28 protein-coding genes and 1 riboswitch are annotated in these 26,446 nt (G+C 64.9%); of the genes, 14 read left to right on the forward strand and 14 right to left on the reverse strand.

Annotation, left to right across the window (positions count from 1 at the left end):
- Positions 1–144 precede the first annotated feature (144 nt).
- Positions 145–1,599, forward strand: a complete 1,455-nt coding sequence (locus tag QCE64_RS25535; protein WP_309924382.1) for an MFS transporter — start codon at positions 145–147, stop codon at positions 1,597–1,599.
- 93 nt (positions 1,600–1,692) lie between these two features.
- Positions 1,693–2,535, forward strand: a complete 843-nt coding sequence (locus tag QCE64_RS25540; protein ID WP_309924384.1) for a methyltransferase domain-containing protein — start codon at positions 1,693–1,695, stop codon at positions 2,533–2,535.
- 38 nt (positions 2,536–2,573) lie between these two features.
- Here the strand turns inward: QCE64_RS25540 and QCE64_RS25545 are convergent, their stop codons facing one another.
- On the reverse strand, positions 2,574–3,749 hold the full coding sequence (locus tag QCE64_RS25545) for a ParB/Srx family N-terminal domain-containing protein (RefSeq protein WP_310006904.1): 1,176 nt from the start codon (positions 3,747–3,749) through the stop codon (positions 2,574–2,576).
- Positions 3,750–3,964: 215 nt separating this feature from the next.
- Positions 3,965–4,152: riboswitch (FMN riboswitch) on the forward strand.
- Positions 4,153–4,239: 87 nt separating this feature from the next.
- Between QCE64_RS25545 and QCE64_RS25550 the strand changes: the two genes are divergently transcribed.
- Positions 4,240–4,737 (forward strand): 6,7-dimethyl-8-ribityllumazine synthase, encoded by a 498-nt coding sequence (locus QCE64_RS25550; RefSeq protein WP_309924388.1) that lies wholly within the window; start codon positions 4,240–4,242, stop codon positions 4,735–4,737.
- A 30-nt stretch (positions 4,738–4,767) separates the two neighbouring features.
- On the opposite strand, the gene QCE64_RS25555 is transcribed toward QCE64_RS25550, so the two are convergent.
- The 9 genes from QCE64_RS25555 to QCE64_RS25595 are packed head-to-tail and all read right to left on the reverse strand — an operon-like array spanning position 4,768 to position 13,989.
- On the reverse strand, positions 4,768–5,562 hold the full coding sequence (locus tag QCE64_RS25555) for a glucose 1-dehydrogenase (protein WP_309924391.1): 795 nt from the start codon (positions 5,560–5,562) through the stop codon (positions 4,768–4,770).
- A gap of 19 nt (positions 5,563–5,581) precedes the next feature.
- Positions 5,582–7,042: an FGGY family carbohydrate kinase gene (locus QCE64_RS25560; RefSeq protein ID WP_310006906.1), complete on the reverse strand. Its 1,461-nt coding sequence runs from the start codon at positions 7,040–7,042 to the stop codon at positions 5,582–5,584.
- Positions 7,043–7,052: 10 nt separating this feature from the next.
- A complete protein-coding gene (locus QCE64_RS25565; RefSeq protein ID WP_309817168.1) occupies positions 7,053–8,135 on the reverse strand; it encodes an ABC transporter permease in 1,083 nt (360 codons plus the stop codon).
- A gap of 19 nt (positions 8,136–8,154) precedes the next feature.
- Positions 8,155–9,690, reverse strand: coding sequence for a sugar ABC transporter ATP-binding protein (locus QCE64_RS25570; protein ID WP_309817171.1), 1,536 nt, complete (start codon positions 9,688–9,690; stop codon positions 8,155–8,157).
- Positions 9,687–10,322 carry a DUF2291 family protein gene (locus QCE64_RS25575; protein ID WP_309817174.1) on the reverse strand — a complete coding sequence of 212 codons (636 nt, stop codon included), beginning with the start codon at positions 10,320–10,322 and terminating at the stop codon, positions 9,687–9,689. Before QCE64_RS25575 ends, QCE64_RS25570 begins: the two co-directional genes overlap by 4 nt.
- Positions 10,323–10,379: 57 nt before the next feature.
- On the reverse strand, positions 10,380–11,324 hold the full coding sequence (locus tag QCE64_RS25580) for a D-ribose ABC transporter substrate-binding protein (protein ID WP_309817177.1): 945 nt from the start codon (positions 11,322–11,324) through the stop codon (positions 10,380–10,382).
- 60 nt (positions 11,325–11,384) lie between these two features.
- On the reverse strand, positions 11,385–12,182 hold the full coding sequence (locus tag QCE64_RS25585) for a GolD/DthD family dehydrogenase (protein ID WP_309924395.1): 798 nt from the start codon (positions 12,180–12,182) through the stop codon (positions 11,385–11,387).
- Between the two features lie 18 nt (positions 12,183–12,200).
- Complete coding sequence (locus QCE64_RS25590) at positions 12,201–13,145, reverse strand: transketolase C-terminal domain-containing protein (RefSeq protein WP_310006908.1); 945 nt, start codon at positions 13,143–13,145, stop codon at positions 12,201–12,203.
- Positions 13,138–13,989 carry a transketolase gene (locus QCE64_RS25595; RefSeq protein WP_310006910.1) on the reverse strand — a complete coding sequence of 284 codons (852 nt, stop codon included), beginning with the start codon at positions 13,987–13,989 and terminating at the stop codon, positions 13,138–13,140. Before QCE64_RS25595 ends, QCE64_RS25590 begins: the two co-directional genes overlap by 8 nt.
- A gap of 179 nt (positions 13,990–14,168) precedes the next feature.
- Here QCE64_RS25595 and QCE64_RS25600 point away from each other — a divergent pair, with 179 nt between their 5' ends.
- Positions 14,169–14,936, forward strand: a complete 768-nt coding sequence (locus QCE64_RS25600; RefSeq protein ID WP_309924401.1) for a DeoR/GlpR family DNA-binding transcription regulator — start codon at positions 14,169–14,171, stop codon at positions 14,934–14,936.
- A gap of 4 nt (positions 14,937–14,940) precedes the next feature.
- Here the strand turns inward: QCE64_RS25600 and QCE64_RS25605 are convergent, their stop codons facing one another.
- The 4 genes from QCE64_RS25605 to QCE64_RS25620 are packed head-to-tail and all read right to left on the reverse strand — an operon-like array spanning position 14,941 to position 17,778.
- Positions 14,941–15,669, reverse strand: a complete 729-nt coding sequence (locus tag QCE64_RS25605; RefSeq protein WP_309924403.1) for a GGDEF domain-containing protein — start codon at positions 15,667–15,669, stop codon at positions 14,941–14,943.
- A 2-nt stretch (positions 15,670–15,671) separates the two neighbouring features.
- Positions 15,672–16,067: a DUF1987 domain-containing protein gene (locus QCE64_RS25610; RefSeq protein ID WP_309836603.1), complete on the reverse strand. Its 396-nt coding sequence runs from the start codon at positions 16,065–16,067 to the stop codon at positions 15,672–15,674.
- Positions 16,068–16,086: 19 nt separating this feature from the next.
- Entirely contained in the window at positions 16,087–16,650 is a 564-nt protein-coding gene (locus QCE64_RS25615) for a SiaB family protein kinase (protein ID WP_309924407.1), read from the reverse strand.
- Between the two features lie 12 nt (positions 16,651–16,662).
- The gene (locus QCE64_RS25620; protein WP_310007379.1) at positions 16,663–17,778 is read right to left on the reverse strand and encodes a SpoIIE family protein phosphatase; all 1,116 of its coding nucleotides are present in this window, start codon (positions 17,776–17,778) and stop codon (positions 16,663–16,665) included.
- Between the two features lie 471 nt (positions 17,779–18,249).
- Between QCE64_RS25620 and flhD the strand changes: the two genes are divergently transcribed.
- The 10 genes from flhD to QCE64_RS25670 all read left to right on the forward strand — a co-directional run bounded on the left by flhD (position 18,250) and on the right by QCE64_RS25670 (position 26,433).
- Positions 18,250–18,567 carry a flagellar transcriptional regulator FlhD gene (flhD, locus tag QCE64_RS25625; RefSeq protein ID WP_309924409.1) on the forward strand — a complete coding sequence of 106 codons (318 nt, stop codon included), beginning with the start codon at positions 18,250–18,252 and terminating at the stop codon, positions 18,565–18,567.
- 12 nt (positions 18,568–18,579) lie between these two features.
- Positions 18,580–19,194 carry a flagellar transcriptional regulator FlhC gene (flhC, locus tag QCE64_RS25630; protein ID WP_309924411.1) on the forward strand — a complete coding sequence of 205 codons (615 nt, stop codon included), beginning with the start codon at positions 18,580–18,582 and terminating at the stop codon, positions 19,192–19,194.
- Positions 19,195–19,350: 156 nt separating this feature from the next.
- Positions 19,351–20,097 carry an SDR family oxidoreductase gene (locus QCE64_RS25635; RefSeq protein WP_310006912.1) on the forward strand — a complete coding sequence of 249 codons (747 nt, stop codon included), beginning with the start codon at positions 19,351–19,353 and terminating at the stop codon, positions 20,095–20,097.
- Positions 20,098–20,172: 75 nt separating this feature from the next.
- Positions 20,173–21,087 (forward strand): LysR substrate-binding domain-containing protein, encoded by a 915-nt coding sequence (locus QCE64_RS25640; protein ID WP_309934193.1) that lies wholly within the window; start codon positions 20,173–20,175, stop codon positions 21,085–21,087.
- 155 nt (positions 21,088–21,242) lie between these two features.
- A complete protein-coding gene (locus QCE64_RS25645) occupies positions 21,243–22,262 on the forward strand; it encodes a MoxR family ATPase (RefSeq protein WP_310007381.1) in 1,020 nt (339 codons plus the stop codon).
- Between the two features lie 15 nt (positions 22,263–22,277).
- Positions 22,278–23,141: a VWA domain-containing protein gene (locus tag QCE64_RS25650; protein ID WP_309924419.1), complete on the forward strand. Its 864-nt coding sequence runs from the start codon at positions 22,278–22,280 to the stop codon at positions 23,139–23,141.
- The gene (locus tag QCE64_RS25655; RefSeq protein WP_310006914.1) at positions 23,138–23,998 is read left to right on the forward strand and encodes a hypothetical protein; all 861 of its coding nucleotides are present in this window, start codon (positions 23,138–23,140) and stop codon (positions 23,996–23,998) included. The genes QCE64_RS25650 and QCE64_RS25655 overlap by 4 nt, the downstream gene beginning before the upstream one ends.
- Positions 23,999–24,002: 4 nt before the next feature.
- On the forward strand, positions 24,003–24,983 hold the full coding sequence (locus tag QCE64_RS25660; protein ID WP_310006916.1) for a vWA domain-containing protein: 981 nt from the start codon (positions 24,003–24,005) through the stop codon (positions 24,981–24,983).
- Positions 24,980–25,528: an MxaL protein gene (locus tag QCE64_RS25665; protein ID WP_309924424.1), complete on the forward strand. Its 549-nt coding sequence runs from the start codon at positions 24,980–24,982 to the stop codon at positions 25,526–25,528. Before QCE64_RS25660 ends, QCE64_RS25665 begins: the two co-directional genes overlap by 4 nt.
- Positions 25,525–26,433 carry a vWA domain-containing protein gene (locus tag QCE64_RS25670; protein WP_309924425.1) on the forward strand — a complete coding sequence of 303 codons (909 nt, stop codon included), beginning with the start codon at positions 25,525–25,527 and terminating at the stop codon, positions 26,431–26,433. The genes QCE64_RS25665 and QCE64_RS25670 overlap by 4 nt, the downstream gene beginning before the upstream one ends.
- Positions 26,434–26,446: the final 13 nt, after the last annotated feature.

Genomic DNA, 26,446 nt, shown 5'->3' on the forward strand with positions numbered 1-26,446 from the left:
GAACATCGCCGATTGCGATGCCCCCGCTGCCGAAGCAGCACTTTTCGCACGCCGCCGCCCCGTCTAGATTGGCCAGCAATGAGATGGAGGCGCGCGCGGAGTGATACGAGCCTGCGTCATCCAGAAAAACGACTGGAGACAATCATGGCCATTTCGGAAAGCGCCCCGCTACACGAAACCCTTCATGCCGCGCCTTCTCGGGCCGTGGCTGCGGACACCGAGCCGCCCGGCCCCGGCGGCCTGATTTCAGCGCGGCTCGACCGCCTGCCCGCGACCCGCGCCGTCTGGAAGCTGATCCTGCTGCTGAGTCTCGGCTTCTTCTTCGAACTCTACGACCTGCTGTTCACCGGCTATATCGCGCCGGGCTTGGTGAAGAGCGGCCTGCTCACCCCGACCACGCCCGGCCTGTTCGGCACCTCGGGCGTCGCGAGCTTCATTGCGGCGCTGTTCTGCGGACTGTTCATCGGTACGGCGGCGTGCGGCTTTCTCGCCGACCGCTTCGGCCGCCGCGCGATCTTCACGTATTCCATGCTCTGGTACGTCGCCGCCAATACGGTCATGGCCTTCCAGGACAGCGCCGGCGGCCTCAACTTCTGGCGCTTCGTGTCCGGACTCGGCATCGGCGTCGAGCTGGTCACGATCGGCACTTATCTCTCCGAGCTCGCGCCCAAGCATCTGCGCGGCCGCGCCTTCGCTGTGTGCCAGGCGGTAGGCTTTTCAGCGGTGCCGGTCGTGGCGTTCTGCTCCTGGCTGCTCGTGCCGCGCGCGCCGTTCGGGCTCGACGGCTGGCGCTGGGTCGCGCTGCTGGGCGGCGTGAGCGCGCTGTTCGTCTGGTATTTCCGGCGCAACTTGCCGGAAAGCCCGCGCTGGCTCGCGAGCAAGGGCCGCATCGACGAGGCCGATGCCGTGCTGAAAACCCTCGAAGCCACCGTGGCGCGGCAGCACGGCGCAGCGTTGCCGCCGCCGGGCGCACCCGAGCCGGTCGCGCGCCGTGCCGGTTTCGCGGACATGTGGAGAGCGCCGTATCGCCGGCGCACGGCCATGCTGATCCTGTTCCACATCTTCCAGACAGTGGGCTTCTATGGCTTCGCCAACTGGGTGCCGACGCTGCTCGTCAAGCAGGGCATCACGGTGACGTCGAGCCTGCTGTACACCACGATCATCGGACTCGCGGCGCCGCTCGGCCCGCTGCTCGGCTATCTGATCGCGGACCGCTTCGAGCGCAAGCATGTCATCGTCGCCATGGCGGCGCTCAACATCGTGAGCGGGCTGTTGTTCAGCCAGACGTCGTCGGCGCCGTTCATCGTCGTGCTCGGCGTGTTGCTGACGCTGGCGGGCAACATCATCTCGTTCACGTATCACGCCTATCAGCAGGAGCTTTATCCGACCGCCATCCGCGCGCGCGCCGTGGGCTTCGTGTATTCATGGAGCCGGCTGTCGGCGGTGTTCAGTTCGTTCGTGATCGCGTTCACGCTGAAGGAGTTCGGCGTCACGGGCGTCTTCGTGTTCATCGCCGGGGCGATGACGCTCGTGATTCTCGCCATCGGGCTGATGGGACCCCGCACGCTCGGGAAGTCGCTGGAGAGCATTTCGCATTGAAGGGAGGCGTTGACGCGCGGTATTCGTCTCGTCTCGTGCGATCTGATGCGCTACTATCTGCGCTGGTATCCACCGTTGCGAGATCGACTGCCCATGAGCGACTCGAATCAACAGCGCATCCAGTTCGCCTGCAATATTTGCGGGACTGCCAATGAGGTGGAAAAATCACGCCTCACGCGGGAAGAGCCGAGTTGCTCGTCGTGCGGTTCGACCGTGCGGATGCGCTCGATCGTTCAGGTACTCACGACCGAACTCTTCGGCAAAAGCCTGACCATCGACGAGATATGGCCGCCGCGCCCCGACATCGTCGGCATCGGGATGAGTTGCTGGGACGTCTATGTGAACCGGCTCATGCACAAGCTTCGGTACACGAATACCTTCTACCATCAGGAGCCGTTCCTCGACATCACGAAGATCGATCCTTCAATGGAAGGAACGCTCGATTTCATCGTATCGACGGACGTCTTCGAACACGTGGCGCCGCCTGTGTCCAGGGCCTTTGAAAATGCCCGCCGCCTGTTGAAACACAACGGCGTATTCGTCATGTCGGTGCCGTTCGGTACCGGCGACGCCTCGCAACCCGACACCATCGAATGGTTTCCCAACCTGCACGACTGGCATCTCGAGAATCCGGATGGCGACAAGTGGGTGCTCCACAACACCACCGTCGATGGCAGACGTGAGGTCTTCGAAGACCTGTGTTTTCACGGCGGGCCGGGCAGCACACTCGAGATGCGGCGTTTCGTACGGCACGACCTCATCAGGCAACTGGTCAACGCCGGCTTCAACGACATCACGTTCTACAGCAAGTCACACTTCGCGCATGGCATCCATTGGCCGCACAACTGGTCGGTGCCGCTCGCGGCGCGCGTGAAGAAGCGGCGGCGGTCCTTGCTGGACTGGCGCGCAGCCCCGCCAGTGGTTCGGGAAGCCTGATGCGCGGCGCCGTCCTGGCCGGACCGCCGCGCGCATCCTTACTTCAGCCCGTTACGCGTCTTGTAGTCGAGCGCATAGGCCAGCTTGCCCGGCTTCGAAGCACTGAGCGGCTTCAGCAAATCGCCGAACTCGCCCTTGCTGTACTTCTTGCCCGCATTGATCGCGTCGAGCCGGCCGAGGTCCTTGCCAGTCTTGCCGTCGATGACGGGATCCGTCGTCGCGACCATCTTCAGCGAAGCATTCCACACCGCGTTGAGATAGCCGCTACCGGCGGTTGCGGGATCCGGATCGGTCGCGCCGGGCGTGGTCAGCGTGTAGCCGGTCAGCGGGAAGTTCGCGCGCAGCCAGTCGGCCCAGTAGAACTCGAGGAAATCGGTGGACGGCGTGGGCTTGCCATAGCCGATGTCACGCGTGAAATACACCAGCGAGCGGTACACGTCGTTCTGCATGCCCTGCTTCAGGCCGAGACCGGTGGGCAACTGCGCCGCCGCGATGGGCGCGCCGTTGGCGTCCTTCAGGCGCGTGTAGCCGCGGTTCTGCATCTCCGACCAGAACGTCGTGCCCGAGTACGCGCTCAGGTTGTCCTTCACGATGACATGCACATGCAGCGTCGGACCGCCGTCGGGGACTTCGTAGTAGGTCGAGAGACCATGATGGCCGTCGGTCAGATACAGCGAGTCGCCGTTCGGGCCGATCACGACCGGGTTGAGGACGGTCGTGTCGCGCTGGGCGGTGTAGGTGGTCGTGCAGGTGAAGCTGGTGGAATCGGTCAGCTTCGAACTGGCCGACGAACCGTCCGTCGCCAGGCTGTCGAGACCTTCGTCGGCGCAGAAGTCATCGAACTTCTTGGTCGGATCCGCCTCGTAACGGCCGAGCTTGTAGTAGATCTGGTCGTAGCCGAGCGCGGCCTGCGTCGGATGCAGTTCGCCGAGCGTGACGTCGAGCATCTGGCCCGCGCTCGCGGCGGCCCATTGGCCGGCTTGCGGCGGCGTCGAGACTCCGGGGGACGAAGCCGAGGTGGGCGCGGAGGCTTCGGTCGGCGCGGAGGCCTCGACGGGCGACGATGCGCTCGCGGGCGTCGAAGCGCTGACGGGCGCGGAAGCCGTATCGGTAGCGGCGGCCCCGTTCGCGGTCGGGGTCGTCGAATTGCCGCCGCAAGCGGCAAGCGCAATCAGCAGTGGCAGTGTGGTGCTCAGGGCGATCTTGCTATACACAGGTTGATCCCGGACGGAGAAAGTAAGCAGGCTTGTCAGAAACCCGCGAGCTTGCCGTAGGGATGTGAAAGACGCGTGAAAGCAGCCGGATTGTCGTCCGATTTGTGTGGCCGATCCGGCAAAACGAAGCCCGATAAGCCCAAGGGGCATCCGGCGCACGCACGCGGATCATGATAAGGTACGCCTCGTTTCCCGAATCTCGATTCTTTCGGGGAACACGTTCTCGGGGCGGGGTGCGATTCCCCACCGGCGGTAATCGTTTCCTGTTGCGGGAGACGTAGCCCGCGAGCGCTCACCGGTTGTTCTGCCTGTCCAATCCCATTGGACCCGGCGCACCGGCGAGGTCAGCAGACCCGGTTGGATTCCGGGGCCGACGGTATAGTCCGGATGAAAGAGAACAGGACGGCTCGCGCCGCCCTTCGTCACGCTGCGCGCGTGCGGGGGCTAACGGCTGTCCTTCGCCCTGTTCACACCAAACAGGCTGAAGTCCATGAACATGAATCACTCCATCGAAGCACAGGCTGTCTCTTCCGCAGGTTCCAACCGTCCGCGCGTCGCCTTCGTCCAGGCTTGCTGGCATCGCGACATCGTCGATCAATGCAAGACCGCCTTCATCGAGGCCATGCTCACGAAGGGCTATACGCGTGAGGACATCGATCTTCATGAAGTGGCGGGCGCCTTCGAAATCCCGCTGCACGCCAAGCATCTCGCGCAAAGCGGACGCTATGCGGGCATCGTGGCGGCGGGACTCGTGGTCGACGGCGGCATCTACCGTCACGAGTTCGTCGCGCATGCAGTCATCGACGGCCTGATGCGCGTCCAGCTCGATACCGGCACGCCGGTGTTCTCCGCGGTCCTGACTCCGCATCACTTCCATCACGGCGAAGAGCACGTCCGCTTCTTCAGCGAGCATTTCCTTGTGAAGGGCGCCGAGGCCGCGCATGCCTGCGCCGACACCATCGCCAAGCTGAGCGCGCTGCCGGTCTGAGCATCGCGCTCCTGCCGCCGGTTGGCATGCTCAGGACATGAACATGCCGCCGTCGACGTTGACGGTCTGGCCGGTGATGTACGCCGCGTCTTCCGAAGCGAGGAAGGTCACGAGTCCGGCCACGTCCGCGCCGTTGCCCGCGCGCTTCATCGGAATGTTGGCGACCCACTCCGCCATCAGTTCGCCGGGCTTGTAGTCGCCGAGCAGCTTGCCCCAGGCTTCGTCGTTGTACGACCACATGTCGGTGGTGATGATGCCCGGGCAGAACGCGTTCACGGTGATGCCGGTGGGCGCCAGTTCCTTCGCGAGACTCTGCGTGATGCCGAGCACGCCGAACTTGCTGGCCGCATAGTGCGGCGTGTACACGAAGCCCTGCCGCGCCTGCCCCGACGCCGTATTGATGAGCCTGCCGGTCTTGCCCGCCCGCAGCATGCGCGTCGCCGCTTCCTGGCAGCACAGGAACACGCCCTTGGTATTCACGGCCATGACCTTGTCCCACTCGCCTTCGGTCAGTTCCGGCAGCTTCGCGATGGTGATGACGCCCGCATTCTGCACCGACACGTCCACCTCGCCGAAGGTGGCCGCCACTTCCTCGTAGAGCGCCACGACCTGCTGCTTGTCCGTCACGTCCATCTCGACGGCCAGCGCCTCGAAGCCTGCTTCCCGCAGGTGCGCGGCGGCATCGTGAACGCTTTTCTCGTTCGCGGTCACGCAGACTTTGGCGCCTTCCCGCGCGAACCGCTCCGCGATGGCCAGTCCGATACCCCGGCTGCCGCCGGTCACGACCACGACCTTGCCTTCGAACCGCTTGGCTTGATAAGTCACGTTCCCTACTCCCAGGTTTTCAAAGTCGATTGATCCAGCGCAGCCATTGCGCATGATTGTCCGCGGCCGCCGCGACGCCGCTTCCCGGCTCCACGCGCCGCGCCACCACGCGCTTGGCCTGATACGCATCCAGCGATTCCGCCAGTCCCGCCTGACATCCCGCCAGCGCCGCCGCGCCCGCCGCCGAGATCTCGCTGACGGCGAGCGTGCTGACGGGCCGGTCCAGCGTGTCGGACAGGTATTGCAACAGGAACGGCCGCTGCGTCAGGCCGCCGTCGAGATACAGTTCGGCGAGCGGCACATCGGCGGCCTGTTCCATGACCGTGATGACGTCCTTGATCTGATACACGATGGATTCATACGCCGCGCGCGCCACGTGCTGCCACGACGTCGAGAAATTCAGCCCGACGATCTGCGCCCCGCCCGGATACTTCCAGTGCGGACAGCCGATGCCCGAGAACGCCGGAATCAGGAACACGCCGCCGTTGTCGTAGTCGATGAAGGCCTGCTCGGCGTGGGCGAAGTCGTCGAAGAGATGCAGCTTTTCCTTGAGGAACGCGGGCGTGGAACCCGCGCTGATGACGATGCCTTCCAGCGCGTAATCCACGCGCTCCCCGATGGCGAAGCACAGCGTGGACACGAGTCCGTGCTCCGGTTCGTGCGCCTTCGCGCCGACGTTCATCATGATCGACGAGCCCGTGCCCATCGTCGCCTTGGCGACGCCCGGACGCAGGCATCCTTCGCCGACAGCGGCCGCGTGCGAATCGCCGATCATCGCGAGAATCGGCAGCGGGCGGGCGAGCAGGCCGTCGAAATCGGTCGAGCCGAAGTCGGAGGCCGAGGGCCGCAGTTCCGGCAGCCGCAGTCCTTCCAGCCCGAACAGCGCGACGAGTTCGCGATCCCATTCGAGCGCGCCGAGATTGAGCAGCATCGTGCGCGACGCGTTGGTGTAATCGGTGCGATAGGCCGCGCCCTTCGTCAGCCGGTACAGCAGCCAGCTGTCCACCGTGCCGAAGAACGCCTCGCCCGCTGCGATGCGCGCGCGGACGCGTTCATCGTTCTCGTTGAGCCAGACGAGCTTGGTGCCGGAAAAATACGGATCGATCAGCAGGCCGGTCTTCCGCGCGATCAAAGGCGCGAGCCCGTCGCCCTTCATGCGTTCGCAGATGCCGAGCGAGCGCTGGCACTGCCACGACACCGCCGGCACGATGGGCTCGCCCTGCCGGTCCCAGAGCACGACCGTCTCGCGCTGGTTCGAGATGCCGATCCCGGCGATCTCACCTTGATATCCGCTCAGGCATTGGCGCACCGCCACGAGCACCGACTCATACAACGCATTCGCATCCTGCTCGACGAAACCCGTGCGCGGCGTGTCGCAAGTCACCGGCGCGAAACCGCGCGCATGCACGTGGCCTTCGTTGTCGAAGATGAGCGCCTTGGTGCCGCTCGTGCCTTGATCGATTGCGAGAATGGTCTTCATCGTCCGGGCCTCATGCGGTGAGCGACACCATGCGCGACTGGAGACGCTGCTGCAACTGGTCGACGACCACCGCGAAGATGATGACGAGGCCCTTGATGACCATCTGCCAGAAATCGCTGATGCCGCACATCACCATGCCGTCGCCGAGAATGCTGATCACGCACGCGCCCACCACCGAGCCGAACACCGTGCCGCGCCCGCCCATCAGCGCGGTGCCGCCCAGCACCACTGCCGCGATGGCGTTCAGTTCATAGGTCTGGCCGGTCAGCGGATGCGCGGTCTGCAATTGCGCCGTGATGACCAGCCCGACAATCGCCGCGCAAAAGCCCGAGAACATGTACACGAACAGCTTCACGCGATTCGTGCGGATGCCCGAGAAGCGCGCGGCCTGCTCATTGCCGCCGATCGCGTAGATGCGCCGTCCGAGCGGCGTCTTGCGGGCGATGAAGATGGTGATGGCGGCGAGCACGATCATGATCCAGACGGGCATCGAGAGGCCGAGGATCGTGCCGTTGCCGATGAACTCGAAACCCGTGTTGCCGAGCGCCGGATTGCCTTCGAGGTCGGCGAAGGTGCTGCCGTTGTTGACCAGCAGCGCCGCGCCGCGCACCACGTAGAGCATGCCGAGCGTCGCGATGAAAGGCGCGACGTTGAGCATGGTGATGAGATAGCCGTTCACGGCGCCGATCAGCGCGCCAAGCAGACAGGCGATGAGCGCGACGCCCCACGGATTGAAGAAGACCACGTGATGCCCGATCTTCACGCCTTCGAGCAGCAGATAGCCCGCCGCCATGCCGCTGATGCCGACGATCGACCCGACCGACAGATCGATCCCGCCGGTGAGGATCACGAGCGTCATGCCGATGGAAAGAATCGCGACCACGGTGACGTGCTTCGCCATGATGAGCAGGTTGCCGGTGGAGAGAAAGCTTTCCGTGGCCAGCGAGAACACGATGATGATCGCGAACAGCGCGATGAAGATGCGCAGCTTGAGCAGGTTGACCGCGATGCGCGCCGCGGCGTAGGCGCCCTGGCGATTGTGCTTCGCGTGGACCGGCGTCACCGGCGGATTGCTGCTGTTGGGTGTATTCATGGTTCGGATCTCGTTCCTTTCACACTACGGCGGTCGCGGGCGTCGAGGCGCGCACGATGCGCTCGCTGTCGAACTGCCCGCGCTCCAGCACGGCGGTCAGCCGGCCGCTCGCCATGACGAACACGCGGTTCGACACCGCCATGGCCTCGTCCAGCTCGGAGGTCGCATAGATCACGGCAATGCCGGATTGCGCGAGCAGACTGATGGTCTTGTAGACGTCTTCCTTCGCGCCCACGTCGATGCCGCGCGTCGGTTCGTCCATCAGCAGCACCTTCGGCTTCGTCAGCAGCGCCTTGCCGATCACGACCTTCTGCATGTTGCCGCCCGAGAGCGACGTGATCGGCGCATCGACGGAAGCGGCCTTGATGGCGAGCTTCTTCACGATGTCGCCCGCCGCCTCCACTTGCCGGTCGCGCGTCAGCGCACCGACGAAGCGCCGCGTGAACTTGCCGAGGCTCGACAGCGTCATGTTTTCGAGGATCGTCATCAGCTGCACCATGCCTTGCTTCTGCCGGTCTTCCGGCACCAGCGCGATGCCCGCTTCAATGCGCTTCGGAATCGGCATGTCCTCGATGGCCTTGCCCGCCAGTTCGATCTCGCCGAGCGCGAGCGGATTGGCGCCCAGCAGCGACTCCAGCAGTTCGGTGCGGCCCGCGCCCATCAATCCATAAATGCCGACCACCTCGCCCGCCTTCACCGAGAACGACACGTGATCCACCGCGTAGATGCCGTTCGAACGCTTGAGCGCGAGGTCCTTCACCTTGAGCACTTCCGCACCGATGCTGTGCTGCTCGAAGGCGAAGCGCTTCTTCGAGGAGCCGACCATCGCTTCGATGATCCACGGAATGTCGATGTTGGCGATCTCGTCCTCGGCCACGAGCCGGCCGTTGCGCAACACCGTGATGCAGTCGCCGATGGCCATGATCTCTTCCAGCCGGTGCGAGATGTAGATGACCGTGACGCCTTCTTCCTTCAGCTGACCGATGATCTTGAAGAGAATCTCCACTTCCGTCTTCGACAGCGCGGAAGTCGGCTCGTCCATGATGAGCACCTTGATGTGCTTGGACAGCGCCTTGGCGATCTCGATCAGCTGTTGCTGGCCCACGTAGAGATCGCCCAGCCGCGTGCGCGGATCGATGGCGATATGCAGGCGGTCGAGCAGCACCTTCGCCTGATGATTCTCCCGCTTCGACACGATCACGCCCGAGCTCGTGATCTCGTTACCCGCGAAGACGTTCTCGGCCACCGTCATGTCGGGAAAGAGATTCAGCTCCTGGAAAATGATGCCAATGCCGTGTTTCTCGGCGCTGCGCACGTCGCTGATCTGCGCGAGCTGTTCGTCGATCCAGATCTCGCCCGAAGTGGGCGTCTCCGCGCCGGCCAGCAGCTTCATCAGCGTGGACTTGCCCGCGCCGTTCTCGCCGATCAGCACGTTGACCTTGCCGCGCCGCACCTTGTAATCGACGTCGATCAGCGCGGCCGTGCCGGGATACTGCTTCGAGAGACCGCGCGTCTCGATCACGTTCACCGGGTTCAGGGTTCGGGGTTCGCTCATTTCCAGACCACCGGAATCGCGCGGATCTCGCCCGCAGGCTCGCTCCAGCTGCTGTAGACGGCGGCGGCGTCCACGCTGTCGCCGGCCTTGAGCTTCAACGACTGCTGCACGCGCGCCACGACCAGCTTGTTCAGCTCCTGGCCGAACGCGGCGAAGCGGGTCTGGTCGTCGAAGTCGCTGTACTTGACGCCGGGAAAGCCGTCGCGCACGCCGGTGCCGACCACCACCGGTCCCATCTCCAGCACCACGTTCACCGGCTCGCCGCCGCCCGCCGGCGCCACTTCGACATAGGCCTTGCCGACCCGCGACGTCGAATCGATGCGCGTCACCTTGCCCTGCACGCGCAGCCAGAAATTGCACGGAAACGCATTGCTCTGACGGAAGCCGAACTGCTTGCAGGCATCGTCGAAATTCTGGTTCAGCGCGCCGATCACCTGCGCCGCCGGCTTCGCGTTCTTGTCGGCGTAGGGAATGAGCTGGTCGCTCAGCATCTTCGCGGCGTCCGGGCCCTTGTGCTGGCCCTGGCTGCGGATTTGCGCCAGCTCGGTATCGGTCACGACGTGACACGCGGCGAGGCTCAGCACGCACAGCGTCAGCAGCGCGCGCCAGCCGGTGGAAACGGGATGAACCATGACGACCTCACTTGACAAACCCTGGCAGCGGGCCGCGCCCGCTGCCGTTCACGCACCTTACTTCGTGTAGTAGAAGTCCTTGACCTTCGATGCGTTGTCTTTCGTGATCAGGATGCCGCGCGTCAGCTGGCGCTCCGGCTCGCCGGTCTTGCCGGTGGTGATGTACTTGTCGAGCAGGTCCACGCCATGGATCGCGATGCCCTGCGCCTGCAGCATCACCGTGGCCTTCAGCTTGCCGGCGAGGACCGAATCGCGCTCGTCATTGCTGCCGTCGATACCCATCACGACGACATCCTTGTGCCCCGCCGATTCCAGCGACGCAATGGCGCCCAGCGCCACCGGCCCGTTGCCGCAGATCACGCCCTTGATGTTCGGATGCTCCTGCAGGATCGAATCCATCGCCTGCTTGCCGGGCAGCAGCGCGCCCTTGGCGTCCTGGCGCGCGACCATCTTGAGATCGGGATATTGATCCAGCACCTGATGGAAGGCTTGCGAACGCGTGACGCAGTTCTTGTCGGCGAGATTGCAGGTCAGCTCGACATACTCGCCCTTCTCGCCGATTGCCTCGACGAAACGCTGCGCCACTTCGGTACCCGCCTGCAGGTTATTGTGACTGAGCTGCGCGATGGCGATGCCGTCCTTCGGAATCTCGCGGTTGATCAGCACGACCGGCACTTTCTTGTCCGCCGCCGCGCGCACCGTGGCGACGCTTGCATTCGAATCCGCGTTGTCGAGCACAATGCCCTTCACGCCCTTGCCGATCACCAGGTTCACGAGTTCGTTCTGCTTGTTCACGTCCTCGCCGTGCGAGAGCACGATGGTGTCATAGCCGAGCTTCTTTGCCTCGGCCTCCGCGCCCTTGGCTTCGGCGGCGTAGTAGGGGTTGTCGAGCGCGTTGACGAGAATCGCGATGGTGCCCTTGCCCGCTGCATACGCACTGCCGGGCATCACGGCGGCGCACGATACGGCCACCGCGGCTGCGACTGCAAGCTTCTTCCACATGTTGTTGTCTCCGGTTTGGTTTGTCTTTCTGGAACAGCGTGGTCTTGCTCGGGTAACGACTCAGGCGATCGTGTAGCCTCCGTCGATCATGATGTCGGCGCCCGTGATCATGTCCGCGCCGTTGGACAGCAGGAAGAGAATCGCGGCCGCGATTTCGTCGGTGTACGCGAAGCGTCCGACTGGAATCAGCTTCTTCATGTTCTCGCCCTTCTCGCCTTCCCAGGCAGCGGCGCCCATCGGCGTCAGCACGACAGTGGGCGATACCGTGTTCACCGTGATGCCGCGCGGCGCCCATTCCTTCGCCAGCACCTTCGTCATGCCGATCAGTCCGGCTTTCGCCGAGGTATAGGCGCAATGCTGGTCGATGGCGACCGTCGCCGCCTGCGACGCGATGTTGACGATCTTGCCGCCATGTCCGCTCGCGAGCACGATGCGCGCGAAGTGTTTCGAACACAGGAACGGCCCGGTGAGATTCACGCCGATCTGCCGCTGCCATTCGTCGAAGGTGATGTCTTGGGCGCGCGTCAGCGTGATGCAGCCAGCGGCGTTCACCAGCAGATGCAGGTCGCCGAAATGGTCGCGCGCGGCGGCCATCGCCTGCTCGACCTCGGCTTCGTTGGCGACATCGCAGGCAAAGGCGCATGCGTTCTCAGCGCCCAGTTCCGCCAGCGCGGCCTGCACGCGCGGTTCCTCGAAGCTCGGATAAAGAATCGCCACGCGCGCGCCCTTGGCGATCAGCGCGGCGTTGGTCGCCATTGCGATGCCGCCCAGGCCGCCCGTGACCACGGCCACCTTGCCGTCGAGGCGAAAGTCGAAATCGACGCCGTGGCGCAGCGACATGTCGTATTGAATGCTCATGTACGTGTCCCCCTGTTCTTATTGCGCGCACAACGCGTGCACGGCGTCGGCGATGCCCGCCGCGTCGATGCCATAGTGCTTGCGAATGCCTTGCCGCGTGCCGTACTGCGCGAACTCGCCTTCGGTGATGCCGAGCGTGGTCAGCGGGCGGTTGAGGCGACGGCGCGCCATCAGCATCGCCACGGTGGCGCCAATGCCGCCGTGCAGCGAATGCTCTTCCACCGTGACGATGGCTTCGTGACGCTCAACGATCGCCGCGAGCGCGTCCTGATCGAGCGGCCGCAGCGAGGACAGGTTGACGAGCGTCGGATCGAGCACGCCGTCGCGGCGCAACGCCTCGCACGCATCGAGCGCTTCTCCGACCACCGAGCCGAGCGCAATGACCGCGACCTTCGAACCCTCGATCAGCACATCGGGACGGCCCGGCTCGAAGCGGTACGACGCGTCGTGCACCACGGGGAATTTGGCGTTGTCGAGGCGGATATAGACCGGCCCGTCCACCGACACCGCATGATCGATCACCTGCGCCGTTTCCATCTCGTCGCACGGCGCGAAGATCTGCACGGTGCCGAAGCCGCTCATGATGGAGATATCGTCGATCGCGTGATGGGTCGAGGCCAGCGGACCGTAGGCGACGCCCGCGTTGAGTCCGAGCATCTTGACGTTGGTCGCGCTGTAGCAGACGTCGTTCTTGACCTGCTCGTTGGCTCGGCCGACGAGAAACGGCGCGGCGTTTGCCGTGAACACGATGTGCCCGCCGAGCGCGAGGCCCGCGGCCATGCCGACCATGTTCTGCTCCGCGATGCCCACGTTGATCACGCGCTCCGGAAAGCGCTCGAGATAGGGACCGATCTTCGAGGTCGAAGTGGAATCCGCCACCACGACGATGATGTCGCGTCCCGCCGAAGTCAGCCGGTCGATTGCGCTCACCGCGCCGTCACGCAAGTCCGCGTAGTCACGCATGGTCGAGCTCCTGCAACGCCTGCTTGAGTTGATCTTCAGTGGGGAACTTGTGATGCCACGCCGGCACGTTCTCCATGAAGGAGACGCCGCGTCCCTTGATGGTGTGCGCAATCACCACCTTCGGCTTGCGATTGTCGTAGTCGAGACTTTCCAATAGTTTCCAAATGGAGTCCACCTGGTTTCCATTGACGTCGTGAACCTCGAAGCCGAACGCGCGGAATTTCTCGTCGAGCGGATCGAGATCCATGATGTTGTGGGTGAAGTCCGCCAGTTGCAGGCGATTGCGGTCCACGATCACCACCAGGTTCGAGAGCTCGAAGTGCGCCGCCGCCATCGCGGCTTCCCAGTTGGAGCCTTCCTCGAGTTCGCCGTCGCCGGTCAGCACGAACACCCGTCCCGTGCCGCCGCTGCGCGCGGCGTGGCGCTGCTTCGCCATCGCCAGGCCGGCGGCGATCGGGAAGCCATGGCCGAGGCCGCCGGTATTCACCGTGACCCACGAAGGCAGCTTCTGCCGCACCGGATGGCCCGGCAGGCGGCCATCGTCCTTCAGATAGGTCAGCAACTCGCGCTCCGGCAGCCAGCCCAGTTCCCCGAAACACGCATACAGGCCGCCCACGCCGTGCCCCTTGCTGAGAATGAACTCGTCATGCCAGCGCACGCGCTGTCCTGCCTCGACCTCATAGCGCAGCACATGAAAATACAGCGCCGCCAGGATGTCCGCCTCCGACATGTCGCCGCCCGTGTGACCGCTCTTCGCGGTGGCGTTCATCACGCAGATCTTCTTGCGGATGTCCTGTGCCCGGCGGTGTAGCGCGTCGCCGGACTGCTTGAAAGGGTTTTCCATTCCTGCTCCCAGACTTCCCGTTAGCCTGAAAACAAGTTTCTTTTACTTTCTTTAGAAAGTCAAAGGGAAGCAAAGCAAAGAAGGGAAAACACCTAAGCGGGGCGCGGCGGCGGGCTTGATGAGGCAGAATAGGGCCTGTAGACGCGCGTGCTGGGCGACGTGTCGGCGGGAATACAAAAATGGATCAACGGACCCGAACAGAAAAAATTTTCGAACGCGTGCAGGCCGCGAAACTGGTGAAGCTGTCGGAGCTTTCCAGCGAATTCGGCGTGTCCATGCCGACGATCCGAAAGGACATCGACGAGTTGCAGCGACTCGGCCGCGTGGAACGCGTGCATGGCAGCGTGCGGCTGACGTCGACGCAACCCGAACCCGCGCGCCGCGCCGACCACGCGCCCGTGCTGCCCACCAGCCCGGAAAAGGCGTTGATCGGCAGGAAGGCGGCGAGCCTGATCTCGAATGGCGACTCGCTGATTCTCGACTGCGGCGCCACCACCACCGAACTCGCGAAGAACCTGCTCGACCGGAAGAACCTGCGGATCGTGACGAATGCGCTGAACATCGCCATCCTGCTCGGCGCGGAGCCGACCAATCGCGTGATGCTCACCGGCGGCATCTTCAAGGCGGAAACGGTGGCGGTGTCGGGCGAGAAAGCGTCGGCGTTCTTCGAAGGCATGTTCGTCGACAAGCTCTTTCTCGCGGCAGGCGGCGTGTCGATGGAGTCGGGCATCTCGTATCCGGACTTCATCGACCTGCATGTGAAGCGCGCGATGATCGACGCCGCGAAGACCGTCTATCTGCTCGCGGATTCGAAGAAGTTCGGCAAGCGGGAGTTCGCCGCGTTCGGCGCGATGGAGAGCATCGATTGCCTGGTGACGGACGAAGGCCTCGGCGACGAGTTCGTCACCTGGCTGAACAGCAGCGGCACGCGCATTCTCTACGCGTGAGCGGTCACGATTGCGCAGCGAATTCCACGCGATTGCGTCCCCCGCGTTTGGCGCGATACAGCGCCTCGTCGGCAAGACCATAGGCGGTATCGAAGCCGGTTCCGGCGCGGTTATGACTGACGCCGAAGCTGACCGTGATGCGCCGGTCCAGTGACGGCACCACGCGCGCCTCGCTGATTGCCGCCCGCATGCGTTCGGCGAGCGAGGCAGCGGCGGCGTGATCGTCGCCGGGCACCAGCACCGTGAACTCCTCCCCGCCCACGCGGCCGATGAAACCGCGCTCGCCCACGATCCGGCGCAGGCAATCGACGACACCCAGAATCACGGCATCGCCGGTCGGATGACCGAAGTCGTCGTTGACGCGCTTGAACTCGTCGATGTCGAGCACGATCATCGTCGCGCTGCGCTCCTTCAGCGTGCGCGTGGCCTGCTCGATCACGGCGCTGCGATTGAGCACGCCGGTCAGCGCATCGTGCGAAGCGCGGTGCGCGAGTTGCTGGGCCAGCACCTGCATCTCGCGTTCGGCGCGGTCGCTGCGGCCGATCAGGCGGCGCGTTTCACGCATCAGGCGCTCGAAGTGATCGATCAGCGCGCCCAGCGACTGATGCAAGGCTTCGGCATCGGCACCGTCCGCTGCATGCACGCCGCGCGCTTTCTCCAGCGCGGCGGTCTCGTTCTCGAACAGGTCGGGGGCGTGGGCGGGCGTCGTGTCGCCGGAGGAGTTCGAAGTCATCCTCAGCGTCCCGGGTAAGCCACCGGACGATCGGTGAACTCGATGGCGTCGAAATCCGCCTTCAGTTCCTCGCCGAACTCGGCGATCGTCTCGTCTTCTTCGTCGTGATACCAGTTCATCAGCACGCGGCAGCCCGACTGCGCGGCCTCGTTCAGCGCATCGAACATGCTGAACAGCATCTTGGTGCTCGAACTGTTGAAGTACGTGAGCGCGACGTCGATGGTGACGGCCGCGTCCGTATTCACCGCGAGATACTTGCGCATCCGCTCGATGACGGGCGCATAGAAGGCCGCCGCGTTCTCCGGATACGACTCACCCTTCAGCAGCAACGCATGCTGATCGAAACGAAAATCGACCTCGGGCGACGTGGTCGTGGCGGCAATATAGAAGTTATCCATGATTTCTTGCGCCTTGTGCTCAGATGATGGCCATGAGGCAAAACAGCGTGGTTCCGGGTTCGTCGGCACGCGGATGAAAAGCGAATTCGAGCGGCGCGCTGGCATCGCGCGCCATCGTGAGGAAGCCCATGCCGGCGCCCTTGCTGTCCTCCGGCGTCTCGGCGCGCAGCGATTCCTTGTAGGCTTGCTTGATCTGCTCGAGCGACATGTGACGCAAGGGCTCGAGCCTGTTGCGCAGGCTTTCCACTTCGGCGCTCGATATCGGGTTGACGCACAGCATGACGTGACGATCGCCGTCGCGCGAGATGCAGACCGCGCCCTCGCGAATGGAGCCGTCTTTCTCGCCGTCGCGCGCCAGCGCATTCGACGAGTAATGCACGATGTTCTGCGACAGCTCGACGAACGAAGAGAACAGCTTGCGCCGCGTCGGGCCGTTCACGCCGGCCACTTCCAGCTGCAGTTTGACGACCTCGCCCATCGCCGCGACGATGTTATGCGAGAAGTAGCCCTTGTGATAGAAGAGCACGTTGCGTCGCTGCGCCAGGTCGAAAAAGGCGCTGTCTTGATCGAGTAGTTGGGACATGCCTGGGAAGAGCTAGAGTCGCACACAAAAGAACGTTACGTCGTCGCGCCGGGGCTGCAAAGTCTGCCAGTCCGCAAGCGTCAGACGCAGCCGTTCGCAGAGGGCCGCCGCCGGTTCGGCCCGATGTTCGCGAATCACATCGAGCGCGCGGCGCCGGCCGAAGGAAATGCTGCGCGGTCCGCCGATCTGGTCGGTCAGACCGTCCGTGCAGATGAACAGCAGGCTGCCGGGCGGCACCGCCACCGAGTGCAGGTTCCACGCATAGTCCGCGTGGCTGTCCACGTAGCCGACGCCCATGCGGTCGGCGGCGAGCGTCTCGAATTCGGCCGCGTCCGGCCGCAGGATATGCAGTGCGATCCGCGCGCCCGCGAAATGCAGCACGTTCTCGCGCGTGTCGAACCAGAGGAACGCGGTATCGAGGCCGTCGTTCGAACGGGCTTCGCCGGGCGCGCTGTTCACCTGACCGAGCAAACCCTTGACGTTGCGGTTCACCGCCGAGAGCAACGCGGCGGGATCGCGCGGACCCATCTGTTCGAGCGCCTGCGACAGCGAAGCCGAAGCCAGCAGCGTCATGAATGCGCCGGGCACGCCGTGGCCGGTGCAATCGGCGATGGCGCCGAACCAGCCATGCGGAAACGCGGCGAAGTGGTAGAAGTCGCCGCCGACGACATCGCGCGGCTCCCACTGCAGCGCGGCGCCCGGCAAATGCATGGCCAGCGCTTCGTCGGAGGCGCGCAGCATCGCGCGCTGGATCACGCTGGCGTACTCGATGCTCTGCATGATCTGGCGGTTTTTCTCCGCCTGCATTTCCGCCACGGCGCTGACCAGTTCCAGACCGCTGCCCACGCCCGCAAAGCGCCCGCCGCGCGTCACGATGAAACCGTCCACCAAGGCTTTCTCGCCGGCTTCGACCGTCCTGAACGCAAGCGTTTCGATGCTTTCATCCGCATCGACGATCAACGGCTCCTTGTCCATGAAAGCGATGCAGCTTTTCTTGTCGTAAAGCTCGCGATGAAAAGGCTTGCTCATCTGCGACATGAAAATATCGCGGTTGATCAGTCCGATCGGGCGCAGATTTTCAATCACGGCCAGACTTCCCATATCGCGGCGCGCCGAGAAGATTTCCATCACGAGGGAATTCGAATCCTCGGCGTCCACGAATGGAACTTCCTGGGATAAATCTCCCGCGACGCGTAAATTGCGCTGGCCGGAGAAGCGGTGAAACCTTGAAAACGCAGGGTGCATCGGACGTCGAAGTAGAGAAAACAGAGCACGCTAAGGCTTCTGTGTGAACTTTCGGTGACAAGAACACAGGTGATGCTTTCACCACACCGTGCAAACGTTTGCAGGATACGTCCCTTTGTCTGCGCCTTGCTTTCTTTCCGCAGCCCGCGAAATTTGCCGCCAATTTCTCCAACAGGCAGAAATAAATCCCGATGCGCTTCTTTGCATCAAGCGGCTTCTATTGATTAATACTATTCGTCTGAGTATTGAAACGGTTTCAGCGAGTGTCTAAACTGAAATTAATGATTCTTCACGGAGAAGCGTGAATGAATCGACTGGCAACAGCCCTCTTATAAATCTCAAAGGCTGAATACCATGGACAATCAGGACACACAGGAAATCATTCGCGAAATCAATCTTTCCTATCTCATTCTTGCGCAGAGGCTGTTGCGCGAAGACCGGGCCATCGGCATGTTCCGGCTCGGCCTGTCCGGAGACGTCGCGGATCTGCTGAGCGGCCTCTCGCTGCCGCAGGTCGTGAAGCTCGCATCAGCGGACCAGTTGCTGTGCGCATTCCGCTTCAACGACCGCATGCTGCTCTCGGCGCTCACGCAGGCGCCACGCCATGCCGATGTCGCCTCCACGCATGCCGCCATTCTCATGGCCGGGCAATCCGCCCGCCAGTTCGCCTGACGCGGGGACTGCATGAATACGCCAGCCAAGAAGACCGTCACCGAGGACGCCCAGGAAGTGTTTCGCGCCATCGCGCTGATTCAACTGGGCGCGCGCATGCAGGTGCTCGAAAGCGAACTCAAGCTGTCGCGCGATCGCCTGATCCGGCTGTATCGCGAAGTGCGGGGCGCATCGCCGCCCAAGGGCATGCTGCCTTTCTCCGCGGACTGGTACATGCCCTGGCTGCCCAATATTCACGCGTCGCTGTTCTTCAATACCTACCAGTTCCTCAAGAACGATGCGAAATGCTCGCACCTCGATGCGCTCACCAAGGGGTATCGGCTGTATCTCGAACATTGCGCGCGCACCGGCACCGAACCCGTGCTCGATCTCACGCGCGCGTGGACCCTGGTGCGCTTCTTCGAAGCCGAATTGCTGCAACTGACGCCCTGCTGCCGCTGCACGGGAAAGTACATCGCGCACAAGCACGACTTGCAGCATGGCGTCGTATGCGGCGCATGCCAGCCGCCGTCACGGGCGGGCAAGACGCGCAAGGCAGCGGCGCGCGCCGCGGAGCAGACCTTCGCCGCGGTGGCCGAAGACGAGCTTGCGGCATCGCCGGATTTCATTCCGCCGCAGGCCGCGTGAGGCTTTCCGGCGCCTTTCACGGGGCGGCGTAGATTTTCTTCTCCGCCCGCACAGATCATCTCGTTTGTCGGGGACGGACCGTTCGTCGATAGTGAAGTCACGGGCAACGCAACACAGCGAAGCCCTTCACCTCACCCACTATCGAAGGAGTCGGTCATGAAGCTCAACGACAAGGTTGCACTGATCACGGGCGGAACCTCGGGCATCGGTCTGGAAGCCGCCAAGCTGTTTCAACAGGAAGGTGCGAAGGTCATCGTGACGGGCACGCATCTGGGCCGTCTCGAAGAAGCCGCGCAGCTTCTCGGCGACTCCGCGATGACACTCAACGTCGATCTGCGCGACCCGGCTCAGCTCGACCGGGCGATCGTCGAGATCGTGGAAACGCATGGACGCATCGACGTCGTGTACGCCAACGCGGGCGCCGCCACCGCCGCGCCGCTCGAAGCCGTGACGCCCGAGCAGATCAGCGAGCAGTTCGCCCTGAACTTCAACGGCGCGTTCTTCACCATTCAAAAAGCCGTGCCGCATATGCCGAAGAGCGGTGCGATCGTCGTCACCACGTCGTTCCTGAATGAAACCGGCACGCCGGGTCTGTCAGTGCTCGCGGCGACGAAAGCGGCCTTGCGCTCGCTGGTCCGCTCGGCCGGCGCCGAACTCGCACCGCGCGGCATTCGCGTCAATGCCGTGAGCCCCGGCCCGATCGCCACGCCCTTTCATGGCAAGCTCGGTCTGTCGGAGAAAGAACTGGCCGCCGCCGGCGAAGGCATTCAGGCCGCCGTGCCGCTGAAGCGTTTCGGCGAAGCGCGGGAAGTGGCGCAAGCCGCGCTGTTCCTCGCCAGCGACGACGCCGCCTTCATCACCGGCACGGAGATGGTGGTTGACGGCGGCCTGACGCAGTTCTGACGGCGCGCGTCGCGCTCTGGCCGGGCGCAGCGCATTTCGGTAGATTGAGCGCACTTCCCCAACGCAGGAGTCATGATGCGCGCGCCCGGCAACCTGAACGCGCTGCGAGCCTTCGAAGCGGTCGCACGGCATCTGAGCTACACCGCCGCAGCCAATGAACTCAACGTGACGCCCGCGGCGGTCGGTCAGCTGATTCGCGGGCTTGAGGGCACTCTCGATGTCGAACTGTTTCATCGCTCGACATCGGGTGCGTCGCGGCTCACGCTGACCGACGCCGCCCGTGCCGCCCTGCCCGACCTGCAAGGCGGCTTCGATCTGCTTTCCAACGCGATGGAAGCGCTCAAGGCCAGCAAGTCGCGCATCGTCTTCACGGTGACCGTGCCACCCGCCTTCGCGGACAAGTGGCTGCTGTGGCGGGTCGAACGCTTTCAGCGCCGGCATCCTTATTACGATCTGCGCATCGACACGAGCGGACGTCTGACGGACTTCACCGCCGAACGTATCGATGCCGGCATCCGCTACGGCGCGGGCGTGTGGCCCGGTCTCGACGCCACTTTCCTGCTGCGCGACGAGTTCTTCCCGGTGTGCAGTCCGGCCCTGCTGCACGGCCCCCACGCGCTCAAGTCTCCGCTCGATCTGCAACATCACGCGCTGATACACGATACGTCGATGAGCGGCTTCGGCGTCTTCCCGACCTGGCGTTCGTGGCTGCTGCATGCGGGTTGCCGCGACGGCGTGGACACGCGGCGCGGCCTGCAACTCAACGACTCCGCGATGGCGCTACAAACGGCGATGTCCGGCAATGGCGTCGCGCTCGGCAGGACCACGCTGGTCGAGCGCGATCTCGCCGAGGGCCGCCTCGTCAAGCCCTTCGATACGGTGCAGAGCTGCGAGCTGGCTTACTTCCTGGTGCATCGCAAGGGCGGCGGGGAACAGGCGCCAGTGCTCGCGTTCAAGGCCTGGCTGCTCGAAGAGGCCGGCTTGCGCTGAACCGCTTTGTCCGCGACACACTGTCATCGCGCAAGGACACTGTGCTCCCTCGTGCCGCGCCCGAGCGGCTTTGCACTGTGGGCATGTCTTATGCATCCCCTGACGCCGGCTCGATCAAGACACCCTTCATTCGAAGCAAGGCGCGGCGCGACTTCATGGCATCCGAAACCGAACTCGAAGACTGGCGCGGCGAAGCCCGCAACATGGAGGCAGCGGTCGCGAACGCCGTCGTCGGGCAGGAAGCGATCTCGCATCTGATCAACATCGCGCTGTATGCGCGGGGCCACGTGCTGCTGGAAGGCGGCGTGGGCGTCGGCAAGACCACGCTGCTGCGCGCCTTCGCCCGCGCCACCGGAGGCGACTTCGAGCGCGTGGAAGGCACCATCGACCTGATGCCGGGCGATCTCATCTATCACACCTTCGTCGATGCCGACGGCAAGCCGCGCATCGAACCCGGTCCCTTGCTGCGTCACGGCGAAGGACTCAGCACCTTCTTCTTCAACGAGATCAACCGCTCGCGTCCGCAAGTGCAGTCACTGCTGCTGCGCGCGATGGCCGAGCGCACGGTGTCCGCATTCGGCCGTGACTACCGCTTCCCGCATCTGACGGTGTTCGCGGATCGCAACAAGGTGGAGAAGGACGAGACCTTCGAGCTGGCGTCGGCGGCGCGGGACCGCTTTCTCTTCGAACTCAACATGCCGACGCCGCAGGACGACGACGTGCGCCGCGCGCTGGTCTTCGAGCCGAAGTTCCATGACGTCGATGCCCTCATGGAAAGCGTGCCGCGCGCGGTGATCGACGCCACGCGGCTGAACGCCATCGGCGCGGCGATCCAGCACAGCGTCACGCTGAGCCCGCGCATCGAACGCTATGTGCTCGACATCTGGCAGGCGACCGAAACGCCGCAGCGCTTCGGCATCGGGTTGCCGGACGTCGACATGGAGCGCCTGATTCTCGCGGGCGCCAGTCCGCGCGGCATGAGCGCGCTGGTGCGCGCGGTGCGCGTGCGTGCATGGCTCGAAGGACGCCTGCATGTGCTGCCCGAGGACGTTCACGCGGTGCTGCTGCCCGCGCTCGGTCACCGGGTCTTCTTCACGCCCGTCTATGAAATGCGCCGGCAGGAACTCGCCGATGCGCTGACCGCGATGATCGTGCGCACGATCGCGGTTCCCTGATCTGCACGCCTGGTCATGAAGGATCCCGTCGAATTCCACTACCGGCTGCCCGGGCGGGCGCGCGGCTTCCGGCCCGGCTCGCATCCGGGCACGAGCTTCGGCGCGGGACAGGAGTTCGCGATGCACGCGCGGCTGTTCGATCACCCCGATCCACGCCGGCTCGACCTGCGCGCCAGCCAGCGCGCCGTGCCGCAGCAATGGCTGGTGCGCCTGCATTTGCAGCGCGTCGCGGTGCCGGTGCAGGTGCTGGTCGATGTCTCCGCGTCGATGCGCTTCGGCGCGCGGCGGCCGAAGCTCGATCTCGCCGCCGAGTTCGTCGAGGCGCTGTGCTACAGCGCGTTCCGGGCCGGCGATCAGGTCGGCCTGCTCGGCTTCGACGAAAACGTGCGCGAAGACCTGTTCATGCCGGCGCGCCATGGCCGGGGTGTCGGCGATGAAATGGCGCAGCGGCTGCGCACGTGTTCCGTATCCGCGATCTCCGCGAAGCCGGCGGCGGGACTGGTGCGCGCGCTCGAACGTCTGGCGGGACGGCGCGGTCTCGTGTTCCTGGTGTCCGACTTCCACTGGCCGCTGACGGCGCTCGACGCCGCGCTCGATCGGCTGGTCCATGCCCGGCTCGTGCCGATGGTCATCTGGGACAAGGCCGAAACCGAGCCGCCGGCCAGCGGCCGGTTCCTCCAGGTGCGTGACATCGAAGACGGCAGACGCCGTGCGCTGTGGCTGCGGCGTTCGATGGCGCAGCAGTGGCGCGACAACGTCGCGAAGCGCCGCGCCGAGTTGAGCGGCGTGTTGCGCAAGCGCGGCGCGACGCCGTTTTTCATCGAGGGTGCATTCGATGCCGAAGCGCTCTCGCGTTACTTCCTGGAAACGACGGCATGAGCCGCGGCACAGGCTCGATCGGCGCGGCCGCGTTGCTGCTGTGCGCGATGCTCGCCCGCGCCGAACCGGCCGTGACCGCCGCCGTCGCGCAGCCGCGCGCGTTCGGCTATGCGCTCGGCGACGTGCTGACGCAGCGCGTGCTGCTGTCCTCCGACGGACACGCGCTCCACGGTGTGCCGCTGCCTTCGGCGGGCCGCGTGGGCGTGTGGCTCGAACGGCGTCCGGCGCGCATCGAGGAAGACGCGCAAGGGCAGCCGTGGATGGTGATCGAGTATCAGGTCATCAACGCCGCGCAGACGCTCACGCAAACCGGTCTGCCGGCGCTCGAACTGACGCCCGCCGAGGGCGCGTCGTTGAATGTGGCTGCATGGCCGATCAGCGTCGGGCCCTTGACGCCGCGCAATGCGTTCCGCAGCGGCGCGCTCGAAGCGCTGCAACCCGACCGCATCATCACGCCGACGGATGGACCGGCCGCGCGACGCCGCATGATCGCGATGCTCACGCTGTTGGCGCTGACCGTGCTGGCGTGGGCGGCTTGGTGGACATGGCGGACGCGCAAGGACGCGAGGACGCTGCCGTTCGCGCGTGCGTGGCGGGCGATACGCCGCATCGAAAACGACGGTGACGCCCCCTGGGTCCACCTTCACCGCGCCTTCGATGCCGCCGCCGCACAGGTCGTCCATACCGCGTCGCTGCCCGCGCTGTTCGCGCGCGCGCCCTATCTCGAAGCGCTTCGACCGCGCATCGAGCTTTTCTACGCGCACTCGCAGCAGCGCTTCTTCACGCCCGACGCCGCGCCGCCCGAAGACCTGCGCGACCTCGCCCGGGCGCTGCAGCGTGCGGAACAGAGGCGCTGACGCGATGCCCGTCGATTTCCTCCGGCCCTGGCTGCTCCTTCTGCTGCCGCTCGCGCTGCTGCCGTTGCTGCCGAAACCCGCCGATTCGTTCGCTTATTCGTTCGTCGACTGGCTGCCGCGCGATCCGCTCGGCTCGGCCATCGATCACGCCCGGCGCCTCTGCGCGCTGCTGGCGATGGCGGGCATCGTCATCGGGCTGGCGGGTCCGGGGCGCTCGCACGTGCAGGCGATGCGCACCAGCAGCGCCGCCGAAATCCTCATCCTGATGGACCGGAGCGCGAGCATGGACGCGGTCATGTCGAAGACGCCGGTGAGCGAGCCGAGCGGGCAGTCGAAGAATGCGGTCGCGCGCCATGCGCTCGAACACTTCGTCGCCGTGCGGCCCGACGATCGCCTCGCCTTCATGATGTTCGGCATCAGTCCGATTCTCGCGGTGCCGTTCACTGCCGATCACCGCATCATCGACGCGGCGCTCGACGGCACCGGCATCGGGCGCGGCATGCCGGATACGCGGCTGGATCGCGGCCTGATCGCGGCGATCCGGCAGTTCGACGGACGCGCGTACGCGGCCCGCCGCACCATCGTGCTGGTCTCCGACGGCGGCGCCAATCTCGACGCCGCCGCGCGCGAGGCGATCCGCAGCGGGTTGGCGCGCAACCGCATCGCGCTGTACTTCGTGTACTTGCGCAGCGGCGTGTACAGCCCCGATCTGACCAAGCCCGCATCCGCCGACGATCACTCCGAGGAAGCGGAGCTGCATCGTTTCTTTCAGGGACTCGCGACGCCCTACCGGCTCTATCAGGCCGAGGACGCCGCCGCCATGGCCGCCGCGATGGCCGAGATCGACAAGCAGCACAGCACGCCGCTGTCGTTCTCCGAGCGGCTGCCACGGCAGGACGACAGCGCGTTCTGCTTCGCCGCCGCGTTGCTGGCGAGCGCGCTGCTGCTGGCCCTGCGCGGGGTTCAGGTGCGGAGCTGGACATGAGGCGCGGCGCGATCCATCTCGCCTTCGGGACCGTCGCCATCGTCTTTGCGGCGCTGGCCTTGTACGACTGGAGCGTGTTCCGGCACGCGCAGACCGTGACGCGCGAAGTGCATGACATGACGATCAACAAGTCAGACACGCAAGACACGCCGGACGCAGCGGGCGAAGTGCGGCTGGCGCGTGCCGCAGCGCTTGCGAAAGCCGGACGCGTCGATGACGCCCAGCACCTGCTCGACCCGCTCGCGGCGCAATCCGCCGATCGCACGCTGCAGACGGCCGCCCTCTTCAATCTCGGCAACCTGTATCTGCGCGAAGCGGCGGGCAGCGAGGCCACCGGCCCGATCCGCTCGCTGCCGCTGCTGGAACAGGCCAAGGACCGCTACCGCACGGCGCTGCGCATTACGCCCGGCGACTGGGACGCGCGCTACAACCTCGAACGCGCGCTGTGGCTCGCACCCGAGATACCCGGCGATCAGGATGAACTCGACATCAAGCATCAATCCACCGTAAGGCTGCGCGGCGCTCAAAGCGAGGATCTGCCATGAGCGCCGCCCTTGCCCTGACCCGAGCGCCGGGCGGACGACGCAACTGGGCGCTCGCCGCCGCCGCGCTGCTGCTCGCCGCCGCGGTCTGGATGCCACCGCTGATGCTGCCGAGGAATGTCGTCAGCACTATCGTCACCTTCGACATCACGCAGAGCATGGACGTGGAGGATGTCGGCATCGGCAATGCGCCCGTGAGCCGGCTCGAGTTCGCGCGCGCGGCCATGCGCGATACGCTGGAACGCCTGCCGTGCGGCTCGCGCATCGGCTGGAGCATCTTCACCGGACAAGGCACGCTGCTGCTCATGCCGCCCGTCGAGGTGTGCGGCAACTTCGACGCCTTGCAGGCTTCGCTCGACGGCATCGGCGGCGACATGCGCTGGACCAACTGGAGCCGCATCGCGGAAGGCGGCGTGTTCGCCGCCGTGCGCACGGCGAAGACCATCGGGCACGAGACGGGCGTGCTGCTCATCACCGACGGTCAGGAAGCGCCGCCGGTCCTCGCCGACGAACCCGTCCGCGACGTGCCGCGCGGGCAGGTGAAGGGCTGGCTGATCGGCGTCGGCGGGGATCAGCCCGCGCCCATTCCGCGCACGAACGCCGATGGCCGGCGCGTCGGCTACTGGCAGGCGGATCAGGTGATCCAGGTGCCCGCTCATTCGAACCCGGGCGTCAGCGCGCAGAGTCACGAGGAGCTTTCGGCCTTGCGCGGGGAGTATCTGGCGTCGGTGGCGCAACAGATCGGCTTCGATTACCGGCGCCTGCGCACGCCGCAGGATCTGTTCGCGGCCATGACCGACCGTCGCTACACCCATCGCGACAGCGTGCCGACCGACATCAACTGGCTTCCCGCCGCGCTCGCATTGATGTTGCTGACCTGGCGCTTCCTGCCGCAACGCAATGCATGAGCGGCCGACGTCA

This window comes from Caballeronia sp. LZ043 (assembly GCF_031451075.1).
Lineage (GTDB): Bacteria > Pseudomonadota > Gammaproteobacteria > Burkholderiales > Burkholderiaceae > Caballeronia.